This window comes from Streptomyces sp. NPDC004031 (assembly GCF_053604375.1).
The window spans coordinates 14,409-28,247 of record NZ_JBSGHL010000056.1 but is presented as its reverse complement, the minus strand read 5'-3'; the positions used below and the strand labels follow the sequence as shown (position 1 = coordinate 28,247).

Genomic DNA, 13,839 nt, shown 5'->3' with positions numbered 1-13,839 from the left:
GACTCTCGTCGTGCCTAACGGATCCTACGGGGCGGGCATTCCCGCGGCAGTGCAGCGCTCCAGGCGCACCGGCGCAAGCGCCCAGGAGGGTGTCAGCCCCGCGGGTAGCTGCTCTCGAAGAGCACCTGGGCGGGAGTCTCGGCAGTGCACGACGCCGTCAGCACGTACGCCTCCACCGTGCTGCTGTCCGTGCCGGGGAGGATGACGACGAACGACTCGACGCCCTCGTAGAGCTTCCGCTCGGCGGCCAGCGGCTTGTCGGTGCGCTGGGTGGCCTTGAGCACGCAGGAGGGGACGGACGTCACGGTGCCGTTGGGCGCGGCGACGACGGTGTCCCCGTTCTCGCCCAGCATCGGGGATTTCGCCGGGCCGCCCATCGAGGAGCTTCCTGGACTGCTGAGGAGCCGCGCCACATCGATCGCCACCGTGTCCGGCGCGGCGTCGTCCCCGGACGAGCCCTTGGCCGAGGAGACGCTGTCCTTCTGCATACCCCCGGAGCCGCTGTGCGATGCCAGCTCGTACGTGAGCCCGCCCAGCATGAGGACCGCGGCCGCTCCGGCGGCGGTCAGCAGCAGGCGGCGTCCGCGCTGCCTGGCCCGCCCGGGACCGATGGGCGCCGACGGGCGGGTGGATGCCGACGGGCGGCCGGCAGGCCCTGATGTTCCACGTGGAACATCGGATCGGATTCCGCCGGGCTCGGGCCGCGGTGTTTCACGTGGAACATCCGCGTGCTCGCTCGTCGGCAGCGGCTCGGCAGCGAGTGCCGCGTCGATACGTGCGGCCACGTCCGCCGGCATCGGCTCGGGTGCCTCGGGGACCGGCAGCTCTGCGAGAAGTCCGCTGATCTCCTGCAGCGACGCCAGCACGTCCGCACAGTCGGCGCAGGAGTCGAGGTGCGCGCGGACCTCGGTGGCCCGCTCGACCGGCAGGATGCCCTCGGCGAGGTCGGCGATCTCGACGACGTCGGGATGCGCGTTCTGGTCCGTGTGCAATGTCATCGGGGGTCACCTCCGCCCTGTTCCGTTCCTGCCGGTGGGACGGATGGTTCCGCCGACCGGTTCCTCTGTCTGCCGGGGCCACTGCCCGTACGACCCGCTCCGCCCGCCCGGAGATGGGTCAGCAGCGGCAGCAGCCGGGCGCGGCCCCGCGCGCATCTGCTCTTCACCGTGCCCTCGGGCACGGCCAGCACGGCGGCGGCCTCGGCCACCGGATAGCCCTGCATGTCGACCAGGACGAGCGCGGCGCGCTGTTCGGCGGGCAGCGTGGCCAGCGCCTCCAGCAGTTCGCGGTGCAGCTCCTCGCGTTCGGCGGGGGCCTCCGCGGATTCGTGCGGTTCGAGATGTGCCTCGAAGCTGTCCTCGTCGGCCATCGTGGCGGTCCGCCGGGACGCCGCCCGCCGGACCCGATCCAGACAGGCGTTCACCGTGATGCGGTGCAGCCATGTCGTGACCGCCGCCTGACCACGGAAGGTGTGAGCGGAGCGAAAGGCCGACACCAGCGCGTCCTGCACGGCGTCCGCCGCCTCCTCGCGGTCGCCCAGGGTGCGCAGGGCGACCGCCCACAGCCGGTCCCGGTGCCGGCGGACCAGCTCGCCGAAGGCGTCCGGCTCACCGGCCACATGGCGCGCGAGCAGGTCGGCGTCGACGGCTTCGCCGAGCGGTATTCGCTCCTCCAAGGCCGGATCCCCCCGTCCGCGGTCGATCAGCCGATGACGCTGATCTCCGAGATCTTGCCACGGAACTGACCGTTCGGGGCGAGCGGGAGCTTGGTCAGCCAGACGACCAGGTAGCGGGTGGTCACCGGGGAGGCGGGCTTGAGAGTCACCCGGGAGGTGCCGGAGCCGGAGGCGACCTTGGTGAAGCCGGTCGCCTGCTGCGGCTGCGTCTTCGTGCCCGGGGGTGCGGCCAGCAGCTCCAGGTCGGTGCCGTCCCCGGCCAGGTCGACGGTGACCGACGTGACAGGGTGGTCGGCGCCCAGGTCCAGCACGAGGCCGACGCCGTCCTTGAGGCCGCCGAGGTCCGCGCGGGTGTAGGCCAGCGTCTGCCAGAAGGTCGAGGCGTCCTTGTCATAGGCGTTGCCGACGAGCTTGGGCGACTCGGAGCCGTCGCCCTGGGGGTCGAACGACTTCGCCCCGACGATCGTCAGCGGAGCCACCGGCGGGGGCGCGGAGTGCGGCTGCGCCGTGGGCGTCGGTGTCGGAGTGGGAGTGGAGTTCTCCCGCGACTTCAGGGCGTCCGCCAGCTGCCAGCTGCCGAGCCCGATGGCCACAATCAGCAGCGCAGACACGGCCCACTTGAGCGCGCTGCCGGTGCGGCCCGGGAGCGCGGGCGGCGCGACCGGCGCAGCCTCCGGGGCGGTGTAGAGGGACGCGTTGGCGGGCGGCTGCGGGGGCTGCTGGTAGACGTGCTGCCGGTAGACGGGCTTGGTGTGCTCGGGCGGCCGGATCCGCGGGATCCCGGCGACCGCCTTCGCCAGCTCCTCCGGGGTGGTGCAGGGCGGCTCCTCGCGGGAGGCGGTCGCACCGTCGTTGACGAGGGCGCGCATCGCCACGTCGGACAGAGCGCGGTGGACCCCGGCGCGCAGCTGGTCGGGCGCGACCAGACCGACGCCCTTGGGGAGTCCCGACAGGCCGTGCGCGTCGTCCTCGTAGGGCCAGCGCTGGGTGAGGCAGGCGTAGATCAGGGCGCCGATCGCCTCGGTGTCCTGCCGCTGCGGGCGGTCGGCGCTCAGCCCGCGCAGGGCGGCGGCGACGGCGAGCCCGCGGATGCGGTACTGCCCGGAGCTGGTGCGCAGCACCGCGCCCGGGTCCAGCCGCAGATGGGCCAGGCCCTCGCGGTGCGCGGCGGCCATGCCCTGGGAGACCTGGGCGGCCATCTGGTAGGTCTCGTGCGGCTCCATCGGGCCCGAGGCGAGCAGGTCCGCCAGCGAGATGGCGTCGGGCAGCCACTCGTGGATCACGTAGACCAGCTCGTCCTCCTCGACCGCGTCGAGGACCTGGACGAAGCGCGGGTCGCCGAGCAGCGCCGCCGACCGGGCCGCGGCCAGCACCTGCCGGGCACGCGGATGCTCGGCGGGCAGCAGGTGGATGCCGACGGCCCGGCGGAGCTTCTCGTCCACCGCGCGCCAGCTGCTGAAGCCGTCGACCCGGGTCACGCACTCCGCGAGCTGGTAGCGGCGGGCGAGCCGGTGGCCGCTGTGCAGTTCCGGCGCGGTCGGCTTGGGGCGGGGGCGCGGCTCGGGCTTGCCGACAGCAGGCTCGGCGGCGGTCTGCGGGGCCTCGGCGGGGGTTTCCGGTGTGTCGGTGCCGGAGCTGGCTGCCGGGCCCTCCACGGGCCGCTCATCGGTTTCGGGTCCGGTCTCGGCGGCGGCTTCCGTATCGGTCCGGGCCTCGGCCGCCTCCTCGGAGCCGGTCGGCCCGGCGCCCTTCGCTGAGGAGTCGGTCGTCCCGGAGCCCGCCGCCTCGGAGTGGGCCGTCCCGGAGTCGGCCCTTTCGGGCGCGGGCTCGGAGCCGGTGGACGTGTCGGGGTCGTGTGTCGTCTGCTGTGCGGTCACGTCGGTGGTGGGGTCGCCCTCTGCCGTGTCCTCGGACGTGGTGTCGCCGTCGGCGCTGCTGCCGTGCCGGCCGTCCGTCGGGGTTCCGTCGGGTGTGCCGTCCTGCTCGGGGTCAGACGGTGCGCTGCCCTCTTCGGCCACCTCGACGGCCGCCGTGCTCCGATCCGCCACCGTCGTTCCTGCCTCCCCATCCAGTGCACGATCTCACATCGAGCCGAGGACAATTGTGCCCGCAGTCCGGCTGTATGCACGACACGCGGCGGCTCGCGATGGTTGCCCACGGAGTGCTGTCGGCGGGCCGCTGGCGCGGTCAGCGCCCGAGCCGCCCCCGGACCATGCCGATCATGCCGTTCAGCTCCTGGATCCGCATCTGCTTCGCGATCAGCAGGAAGATGCCCATGAGCAGGCCGCCACCGACCACCAGCGACGCCAGCGACCCCGTCACCCCGCCGCCCAGCTTGTCGCTGAGCATCCACACCGCGATCCCGGCGATCCCGGCCGCCGGGATGCAGGCCCCGATGAGCCGGGCGTACGTGCGGACCACCCGGCGGCCGTCGAGGTCGCCGCCCAGTCGGCCGCGCAGCCGCTTGACGGCCACCCCGACGCCGACCGCGTAGGCGAGGCCGTAGGAGAACGCCATGCCGACCACGGCCCAGCGGGCGGGCAGCACCAGGAAGCAGATGCCGGAGGCCGCCGCGTTGACGGCGGCCACGATCACGGTGTTGTAGAAGGGGGTGCGGGTGTCCTCGAAGGCGTAGAAGCCGCGCAGGATGACGTACTGCACGGAGTAGGGGATCAGGCCGCCGCCGAAGGCCATCAGGATGAAGCCGATGTTGCGGGCGGAGCCCGCGTTGGTGCTCGCGTAGAGCAGGGTGCACATCGGGACGCCCAGCGCGAGGAAGGCGAAGGCGGCGGGCACGATCGCGACCGCCGAGGTGCGCAGGCCGTAGGAGATGTCGTCGCGAACCGCGGCGATGTCGCCGTCGGCCACGGCGCGGGAGATCCGCGGCAGCACCGCGGCCATCACCGACACCGTGATGATCGCCTGCGGCATCTGCCAGATGAGCAGCGCGTTGTTGTAGGCCGTGATGCCCGTGCCCTGGAAGCCGCTCTTGTCGGCGTTGGCGCCCGCCCAGGTGGCGAGCTGGGTGACCACGATCAGGCCGGCCTGGTTGGCGAGCACGAAGAAGAACGTCCACTTCGCGAGCTTGGCGGCCTTGCCGAGCCCGTGCCCGCGCCAGTCGAACCGCGGGCGGAACTTGAACCCGGCGTCCCGCAGGTAGGGCAGCATCGCGAGGGACTGCACCACCAGGCCGAGCAGGGTGCCGATGCCCAGCAGCCGGGCGCCCTCGGGGGTGATGGTGGTGGCGTCCATCCGCGTGGTGCTGTAGGAGCCGTAGACCCAGATGAACATGCCGAAGGTGAAGATCACCACGACGTTGTTCAGCACCGGGGTCCACATCATCGCGCCGAAGCGGCCACGCGCGTTGAGCACCTGGCCCATGACCACGTGGACACCCATGAAGAAGATCGTGGGCAGGCAGTAGCGGGCGAAGGTGATCGCCACGTCGTACGTGTCCGGGTTGTCGGCGATCTTGGCGGACATCAGCCGGATGAGCAGCGGCGCCGCGATCACGGTGACCGCGACGATGCCGCCGAGGATCACCATGACCACGGTCAGCAGCCGGTTGGCGTACGCCGAGCCGCCGTCGTCGTCGTCCTTCATCGCCCGCACCAGCTGCGGGACGAACACCGAGTTCAGGCCGCCGCCGATGGTGAGGATGTAGATCATCGTCGGCAGGGTGTTCGCGACGGCGTAGGAGTCGCCGAGGGTCGCCACGCCGATCGCGGCGGCGATCACCAGGGTGCGTACGAAGCCGGTGAGGCGGGACACCAGGGTGCCCGCGGCCATCAGGGCGCTGGACTTGAGGATGCCGCCGCCCTTGGCCGCCGCCGCGGGGGCCGTGGGCGCGGGCGCCCGCCGGGGGGTGCCCGGGGCGGCAGGAGCGCCCTGCTGGGGACCCTGCGGGGAGTGACCGGGCTGGTAGTCCTGCGGCGGGTACGGCTGCTGCCCCTGGTCCTCGTAGGGCTGCTGGTACGGCTCCTGGTAGGGCTGCTGGTACGGATAGCCGTAGCGGGGGTCGGCGTAGCGCGGGTCGACGTACTGCTGGTCGGCGTAGCGCGCGTCGCCGTACGCCTGGCTCTGGTACATCTCCTGGGCGTAGCCGGTGTCCTGGAAGACCGGCAGGGAGAAGCCGGTCGTCTCGTTCGCCGACGGCATGTGCGGATAGCCGGCCGGGTAGCCGTACTGCTGCGGCGGGTACCCCTGGTAGCCGCCGCCCTGCTGGTGACCGCCCTGCCCGCCCTGGTAGCCGCCGTCCTGCGGGTAGCCCTGCTGCTGGTGGTAGTCCTGCTGCGGGTAGTTCTGCTCGTACCCGCTCTGCTGGTAGCCGGTGCCCGGGTCGTAGCCGCCCTGCTGTTGCTGCTGGGGGTAGCCCTGCTGGTACCCGCCGTCCTGCTGCGGATACTGCGGCTGCTGGTCGCGGAAGAGGTGCGCGAAGGCGTCGTACTCCTGGCCCTGCTGCTCATGCCCCTGGACCGGCGCGTCCGCCGCCGGGTACTGCGGGTACTGCGCCGCGTCGGGGTACGGGTTCTGCTCCGGGTGGCCGGACTGCTGCTGCCACTGTGCCGGATCCTGCTGCTGGTACGGATCGTAGGCATACGTGTTCTGCAGATACGGGTCGGGTGCCGCCGGACCCTGGTCGGGAGATTGGGGCATCTGGCCCGCAGAGTCGCGGTCACCGTCGTACGGCGCGTTCATCAGTGCCCCACCTTATTGTCTCCGGCTACCCGTCCACTTTCTCACCTGCTGGTGATGGCTCCCGGGTTTCCGGCCCGGTGTCAGCGGCAGGGTCACCCGGCTGCTCCGGGTCCGTTCCGTCCGTGTCCTCGTCGCCGTCCCCGCCGTCCCCGCCGTCGTCCCCACCGCCCGAGGCGGCGAGTTTCTTGCGCTGACGGTAGATCCGTACCCCGGCCAGGACCAGGAGCAGCAATCCGGCGCCGATGACGAGCATCACAAGGTCGGTGACCTTGTTGATGTGGACATCAAAGGACGTCGAGCTGCCGTACATCTGATTGTCCACGGTGTACAGGGCGGCGACGACGTTCACCGTCCCGTTCGCGCTGGCCTTGGTCTGGAACTTCAGGGTACGGGTGTGGCCGCCGTCGATGGCGATCGGCTGGTCGGAGTCCTTGATCTCCAGCCGGATGTTGGCGCCCGACGTGAGCTTCAGCACCACGTTCACCGGCTGGCCGAGCTCGTTCTTCACCGTGATCGGGATGGTGCCGCTGCGTCCGGACAGGGTCAGCGTTGTCTTGTCGACGATGTGGACCGAGTCGATGAGGTCCGTGAGGTACAGGCCGATCGCGTTGCGGTAGGCCATGGCGCCCGACACGTTGCCGCGCCAGTTGGTGGACATCGAGCGGAGCACCGCGTTGCCGAACGGGACGGTGACGCGGTCCTGGCGGGTGAGGATCACCACGAAGGTGTTGAGGTGCTTCTGCGTCTCGTGGATCTGGGCGAAGTCCTGGACGGTCGACTCCTGCTTGCGCAGCGCCGCCGGGTAGGACTTCGCCGACGGCACCGAGTGGTTGGCGCGCGGGTCGGCGTGGGCGGAGGCCGCCTCGTCGAAGTAGACCGGTGTGGCCCATGCGGCCGTCGAGGTCTCGTGGATCGCCTCCGCCATGGCGCGGGCCTGGGCGACGGTGGGCATCCGCTGCGGTGCGACCACCACCGAGCGCTGCCTCTCCGGCGCCTCCATGGTGATCATCAGCGTCTGTGCGATGTAGCTCTGCACCGCGAGGTTGGTGTCCTCGGCGTCGGACATCGCGCCGCTGAAGGCGGTCGACAGCGTCGCGTCGCTGACCACGGCCGTGGTGCCCTTGCCGATGGACCGGGCCGCGTTCGGCGTGTGGTCCAGGTCGTCGCTCTCGTGGAAGGTGTCGCTGCGCGCGATGATCCGCTTGGCGCCGCCGGTCCGGGCCACCGAGACGATGGACGGGTCGATCGCGCCGTCCACCGGCCATGCCACGTCGGCGGTCGGGGTGCTGCCGAGGATCGTCTCGACGGTGGTCAGCCCGAGCGTCGTGCCGGTCTTCAGATAGCCCGTGGTGCCGGGAACCTTCTGTCCCTGGTGGGCCACGGAGGCCAGGTCGGTGTCACCGAAGGGGAGGGCGATCACCTGGTCGCCGGCGACCGCGAGTCTGAGGTCGTTCAGCCACTGCTTGGCGAGGTCGGTGCCCTTCCCCGCGGTGGTCTTGGTGACGTCGCCGCCGGGGCCCACCACCCGGTAGCCCTTGGTCATGAACTCCACGGTGGCCAGCAGATCGGGATCGACGACCCAGGTCACCTGCAGGTTGCGGGCCAGATCGACCATCGTCCGCAGCCGCCCGCCCGGTGCCAGCTCGGTGGCGAGGTCGTCGTCGAGGAAGATCGGGCTGCGCTGGGAGTCGGTGTCGCCGCGCGGCGCGATGTGCGAGGTGTCGATGAGCGGCCACAGATAGCTGATCTTGGTGTGCTTGGTGCCGGTGGCGTCGTCCGCGCCATACCAGGGCAGGAAGGTGCGCTTGATGCCGACGACGTGCTCCGACGGGTCGGACGAGGTGCTGCCCTCCAGCGCCACGCCCAGCTGGTAGACACCCGCGTCGCTGAAGTCGAGGGCGCTGACCGGGACGGTGAGGGTGAAGGAGGTCTTCCCACCCGGCGGGAGGTCGGCGACGGTGGCGGTGTGGTTCTCGACCTCGTCGCCGTCCTGCGCGTAGCTGTAGCCCGTACGGGAAGCCGAGTCCTTGAGAGCGCTGCGGGTGTCCAGCGGGCCGTCGGAGCGCACCCGGAAGCCCACATGGGCACCGGTGACCGCGGACTTGCCGTTGTTGGTGAGCCGGCCGGAGACGGTGACCGTGCCGCCCTTGGCCGGGATGCGCGGGGTGAGGGCGTCCAGCGAGACCGTGACCGCACGCGAGCCGGACGGAGCGGCCGCCTGGGCGGCGGGCGCGGTGGTGGCCTGCAGCAGCCCGGTCAGCAGGGCCCCGCCGGTCGCCAGAGCCAGGACCTGTGCCATCCGGCGCCGGACCCGGGACGGGGACTTTCCGGGTGACTGTGCCGCCTCGCCCACGCGTTCGCCCGTCCTCGTCTGTGAATCTGATCGTCTGCCGTGCTGGTCCATCCGATGTGCGTGCTGGCATGGTAACGATCGGCGCTGTGCCGCAGTGCCGTGGACGGCAGCTTGATACGGGCTTGGTACCGGAGCCCGGACGGGCCGGGAAACCTGTGCGCGCGGGGCGCCCGCGGACCCGTACCCTTTTACGTTGTGCCGAATGCCAACAATGCCGCTCAGACCCCGTCGTCCGCCGGTGCCGCCCAGGCCTCCCGCCAGGTCGAGCCCGTCGCCGAGGAGCTGGGGCGCCGCTTCCGCGCCGCCGGCTTCGCCCTCGCCCTGGTCGGCGGCTCGGTCCGGGACACCCTGCTGGGCCGGCTCGGCAACGACCTGGACTTCACCACCGACGCGCGCCCCGAGCAGGTCCTGAAGATCCTGCGGCCGTGGGCGGACGCCGTGTGGGAGGTCGGCATCGCCTTCGGCACCGTCGGCGGCATGAAGAAGGCGCAGGGGCTGGACGGCACCACACGCGGCTTCCAGATCGAGGTCACCACCTACCGCAGCGAGGCGTACGACCGCACGTCCCGCAAGCCCGCGGTCTCCTACGGCGACACCATCGAGGAGGACCTGGTCCGCCGGGACTTCACGGTGAACGCCATGGCGGTGGCGCTGCCCGGCAGCGACTTCATCGACCCCTACGGCGGCCTCAACGACCTCGCCGCCCGGGTGCTGCGTACCCCGGGTGCGCCCGAGGCGTCCTTCTCCGACGATCCGCTGCGGATGCTGCGGGCCGCCCGCTTCGCCGCCCAGCTGGACTTCGAGGTGGCGCCCGAGGTGGTCGTCGCCATGACGGAGATGGCCGACCGGATCGAGATCGTCTCGGCCGAGCGGATCCGGGACGAGCTGAACAAGCTGATCCTCTCCGACCACCCGCGCAAGGGGCTGCGGCTGCTGGTGGACACAGGGCTCGCCGACCGGGTGCTGCCCGAGCTGTCGGCCCTGCGGCTGGAGCGTGACGAGCACTTCCGGCACAAGGACGTCTACGAGCACACGCTGACGGTGCTGGAGCAGGCGATCGACCTGGAGCAGGACGGGCCTGACCTGGTGCTGCGGCTCGCCGCGCTGCTGCACGACATCGGCAAGCCCAAGACCCGGCGTTTCGAGTCGGACGGCCGGGTGTCCTTCCACCACCACGAGGTGGTGGGCGCCAAGCTGACCAAGGCGCGCATGCTCCAGCTGAAGTACTCCAACGAGCTGGTCAAGGACGTCTCCCGGCTGGTCGAGCTGCATCTGCGCTTCCACGGCTACGGCGGCGGCGAGTGGACGGACTCCGCGGTGCGCCGCTACGTACGGGACGCGGGGCCGCTGCTGGAGCGGCTGCACAAGCTCACCCGCTCCGACTGCACGACCCGCAACAAGCGCAAGGCGGCGGCGCTGTCGCGGACGTACGACAGCCTGGAGGCCCGGATCGCCGAGCTCCAGGAACAGGAGGAGCTGGACGCGATCCGGCCCGATCTGGACGGCAACCAGATCATGTCGATCCTGGGTGTCCCGCCGGGGCCGGTGGTGGGCAAGGCGTACCAGCATCTGCTGGAACTGCGGCTGGAGAACGGCCCGCTGGGTGAGGAGGCCGCGACCGCGGCCCTGCACGAGTGGTGGGCGGCGCAGTCCGCCGGATGAGGCCGGGTTCCTCGGTGGCGGTGGCGGTGGCTGAGGCTGAGAGCGGCCATGTTTCACGTGGAACATGGCCGCCCGTGTCGGTCCGCCGGGGTCAGTTCGCCGAGGTGCTTGCGCGCGGTGTTCCACGTGAAACATCGCGGACCCGCGCCATCCCGAGCGCGGTGGCGGCGTAGATGAGCGCGAGGGCCACGATCAGCACCGGCGAGCGTCCGTCGGCGGGCAGCACCAGGGCCGCGACCGCGGCGGCGCCCGCGAAGGCGACGTTGAAGACCACGTCGTAGACCGAGAAGACCCGGCCCCGGTACGCGTCGTCCACCTGCGCCTGCACGACCGTGTCGGTGGCGATCTTGGCGCCCTGTGTGGTGAGCCCGAACACGACCGCGGCGAGCATCATGGGCGCGAGTGTGAAGGACAGCGCGAGCGGCGGCAGCAGCACCGCCGAGGCGGCGCAGCACCCGACGATCCACCCGGAGGTGCTGAACCGCCCGGTGGCCCAGGGCGTGATGAGCGCCGCGGCGAAGAACCCGGCGGCCGACAGCCCCACGGCGAGCCCCAGCAGTCCGAGCCCCGCATCGGCGTCGGAGGCGTCGGACCAGGAGTAGCGGCAGAGCATCAGCAGGGTCACGGTGAGCGCGCCGAAGCAGAAGCGCATGGCCGTCATGGCTGCCATCGCCCGCGCGGCCGGCGGCCTGCGACGCAGATGCGCCATTCCTTCGCGCAGCCCCTGCGCGGTCCCGGCGAGGGCGGACCGCACACGCGGGCGCACCCGCTCGGGGTCGGGGCCGAGCAGATCGCGTCCCAGGGTGAGCGCGGCCAGACCGGCGCACAGGTAGAGCAGTGCCCCGAGCAGCACGGTCGCGGCGTTGGCCGCGTCGCCCTCGGCGGCGAAGAGGTGGACCACGAACGCGGCGCCGCCGCCGACGGTGGCCGCGAGGGTGCCCGCGGTCGGGGAGAGCGCGTTGGCGGTCACCAGGGCGTCCCGGTCCACCACCCGGGGCAGGGCCGCGGAGAGCCCCGCCAGGACGAAGCGGTTGACCGCCGTCACCGACAGGGCGGACAGGTAGAACAGCCAGTCCGGGACGCGCAGCAGGATGAGCCCCGCGGTGCCGCAGGACAGCACCGCCCGCAGCAGGTTGCAGTAGAGCAGCACCTGGCGGCGCCGCCAGCGGTCGAGCAGGACGCCGGTGAAAGGGCCGAGCAGCGAGTAGGGCAGCAGCAGGACCGCCATCGCGGAGGCGACCGCCCCCGGGGTCGCCTGCTTCTCCGGCGAGAAGACCACGTAGGCGGCCAGCGCGACCTGGAAGACGCCGTCGGACAGCTGGGACAGCAGGCGTACCCCGAGCAGCCGGCGGAAGTCCGGCAGCCGCAGCAGAACGCGCAGGTCACGCAGAAGGCCCATGCGCACAGCCTCACACGACGCGTAAGGCCCCGGGTACGCGACCCAGGGCCTTACGTGTGAGAGCCGTACGCAGCGCGAACGCTACGGACCCGTGCGAGCGGTGTGTCAGCGCTCGACGTCGCCGCGGATGAACTTCTCCACGTTCTCGCGGGCCTCGTCGTCGAAGTACTGCACCGGCGGGGACTTCATGAAGTACGAGGACGCCGACAGGATCGGGCCGCCGATGCCGCGGTCCTTGGCGATCTTCGCGGCACGCAGGGCGTCGATGATGACACCGGCGGAGTTCGGGGAGTCCCAGACCTCCAGCTTGTACTCCAGGTTCAGCGGGACGTCACCAAAGGCGCGGCCCTCGAGGCGGACGTACGCCCACTTGCGGTCGTCGAGCCACTGCACGTAGTCGGACGGGCCGATGTGCACGTTCTTGGCGCCGAGGTCGCGGTCGGGGATCTGCGAGGTGACGGCCTGCGTCTTGGAGATCTTCTTGGACTCCAGGCGCTCGCGCTCGAGCATGTTCTTGAAGTCCATGTTGCCGCCGACGTTCAGCTGCATGGTGCGCTCGAGGACCACACCGCGGTCCTCGAAGAGCTTGGCCATCACGCGGTGCGTGATGGTCGCGCCCACCTGCGACTTGATGTCGTCGCCGACGATCGGCACACCGGCCTCGGTGAACTTGTCCGCCCACTCCTTGGTGCCGGCGATGAAGACCGGGAGGGCGTTGACGAAGGCGACCTTGGCGTCGATGGCGCACTGGGCGTAGAACTTCGCCGCGGCCTCGGAACCGACGGGCAGGTAGCAGACCAGCACGTCGACCTGGCGGTCCTTGAGCACCTGGACGACGTCCACGGGCTCCTCGGCGGACTCCTCGATGGTCTCCCGGTAGTACTTGCCGAGGCCGTCGAGCGTGTGGCCGCGCTGGACCGTCACGCCGGTCTGCGGCACGTCGCAGATCTTGATGGTGTTGTTCTCGCTGGCGCCGATGGCGTCCGCGAGGTCGAGGCCGACCTTCTTCGCGTCGACGTCGAAGGCGGCGACGAACTCGACGTCGCGCACGTGGTAGTCGCCGAACTGCACGTGCATGAGACCAGGCACCTTGCCGTCCGGGTCAGCGTCCTTGTAGTACTCGACGCCCTGCACCAGCGACGTGGCGCAGTTGCCCACACCGACGATGGCTACGCGAACCGCACCCATACCCGTTGCTCCCTGTGTAATCGTCACGCGGTTCCCCGGGCTTCGGGTCGGCCGCCGTTCTCTTGGTTGTTGTCGTTGTCGTCCCGCTGATCGGGCGAGCGCATCGTGCGCCCGGCCCGCTCGGTCTCGATCAGCTCGTTGAGCCAGCGGACCTCGCGCTCCACCGACTCCATGCCGTGCCGCTGCAGCTCGAGCGTGTAGTCGTCGAGCCGCTCGCGGGTGCGGGCCAGCGAGACGCGCATCTTCTCCAGGCGCTCCTCCAGGCGGCTGCGCCGCCCTTCGAGCACCCGCATCCTGACGTCCTTGGACGTCTGGCCGAAGAAGGCGAAGCGGGCTGCGAAGTGCTCGTCCTCCCAGGCGTCGGGACCGGAGTGGGCCAGGAGCTCCTCGAAGTGCTCCTTGCCCGCCGCCGTCAGCCGGTAGACGATCTTCGCACGGCGCCCGGCCAGAGGCGCGGCGTGCGGATCGCTGTCCACCGCCGGCTCCTCCACCAGCCACCCCAGCGCGACCAGCGTCTTCAGACAGGGATACAGGCTCCCGTAACTGAAGGCCCGGAAGACCCCGAGCGAGGTGTTGAGCCGCTTGCGCAGCTCGTACCCGTGCATCGGGGACTCGCGCAGCAGACCGAGAACCGCGAATTCGAGGATTCCGGAGCGCTTGCTCAATGGCCCGTCCCTCGTCCTCTCGTTTCGCGCTTCTGTCGATCCGATGTATCGAGTCGATACATCGTGACGATAGAGCGGCGCGAGACATCATGCAAGGCGGGCTCTCGTGACCGGCATCACATCCGCAAACCTGTGGACTCCGGGGAGACCGCTATGTGGTGAACATGCGCATCGTGGGTCTTTTGACCCTGCGTACTCT

9 protein-coding genes are annotated in these 13,839 nt (G+C 70.9%); 1 reads left to right on the top strand and 8 read right to left on the bottom strand.

Annotation, left to right across the window (positions count from 1 at the left end; translation table 11 throughout):
• Positions 1-92: 92 nt before the first annotated feature.
• The 5 genes from ACWERV_RS28815 to ACWERV_RS28795 all read right to left on the bottom strand — a co-directional run bounded on the left by ACWERV_RS28815 (position 93) and on the right by ACWERV_RS28795 (position 8,672).
• Positions 93-998, bottom strand: a complete 906-nt coding sequence (locus ACWERV_RS28815; RefSeq protein WP_452938488.1) for an anti-sigma factor family protein — start codon at positions 996-998, stop codon at positions 93-95.
• Positions 995-1,675 carry an RNA polymerase sigma factor SigM gene (gene sigM, locus ACWERV_RS28810; RefSeq protein WP_452938485.1) on the bottom strand — a complete coding sequence of 227 codons (681 nt, stop codon included), beginning with the start codon at positions 1,673-1,675 and terminating at the stop codon, positions 995-997. Before sigM ends, ACWERV_RS28815 begins: the two co-directional genes overlap by 4 nt.
• A gap of 26 nt (positions 1,676-1,701) precedes the next feature.
• Positions 1,702-3,330 (bottom strand): protein kinase family protein, encoded by a 1,629-nt coding sequence (locus ACWERV_RS28805; protein ID WP_452938528.1) that lies wholly within the window; start codon positions 3,328-3,330, stop codon positions 1,702-1,704.
• Between the two features lie 532 nt (positions 3,331-3,862).
• Positions 3,863-6,331: a murein biosynthesis integral membrane protein MurJ gene (murJ, locus tag ACWERV_RS28800; RefSeq protein ID WP_452938482.1), complete on the bottom strand. Its 2,469-nt coding sequence runs from the start codon at positions 6,329-6,331 to the stop codon at positions 3,863-3,865.
• Between the two features lie 67 nt (positions 6,332-6,398).
• Entirely contained in the window at positions 6,399-8,672 is a 2,274-nt protein-coding gene (locus ACWERV_RS28795; protein ID WP_452938479.1) for a DUF6049 family protein, read from the bottom strand.
• Positions 8,673-8,921: 249 nt separating this feature from the next.
• Between ACWERV_RS28795 and ACWERV_RS28790 the strand changes: the two genes are divergently transcribed.
• Complete coding sequence (locus ACWERV_RS28790; protein WP_452938477.1) at positions 8,922-10,388, top strand: CCA tRNA nucleotidyltransferase; 1,467 nt, start codon at positions 8,922-8,924, stop codon at positions 10,386-10,388.
• A gap of 91 nt (positions 10,389-10,479) precedes the next feature.
• On the opposite strand, the gene ACWERV_RS28785 is transcribed toward ACWERV_RS28790, so the two are convergent.
• The 3 genes from ACWERV_RS28785 to ACWERV_RS28775 all read right to left on the bottom strand — a co-directional run bounded on the left by ACWERV_RS28785 (position 10,480) and on the right by ACWERV_RS28775 (position 13,640).
• Complete coding sequence (locus ACWERV_RS28785) at positions 10,480-11,787, bottom strand: MFS transporter (protein WP_452938475.1); 1,308 nt, start codon at positions 11,785-11,787, stop codon at positions 10,480-10,482.
• A 105-nt stretch (positions 11,788-11,892) separates the two neighbouring features.
• The gene (locus tag ACWERV_RS28780; RefSeq protein WP_398175156.1) at positions 11,893-12,975 is read right to left on the bottom strand and encodes an inositol-3-phosphate synthase; all 1,083 of its coding nucleotides are present in this window, start codon (positions 12,973-12,975) and stop codon (positions 11,893-11,895) included.
• A gap of 23 nt (positions 12,976-12,998) precedes the next feature.
• Positions 12,999-13,640, bottom strand: a complete 642-nt coding sequence (locus ACWERV_RS28775; RefSeq protein WP_398175158.1) for a PadR family transcriptional regulator — start codon at positions 13,638-13,640, stop codon at positions 12,999-13,001.
• Between the last annotated feature and the right edge of the window lie 199 nt (positions 13,641-13,839).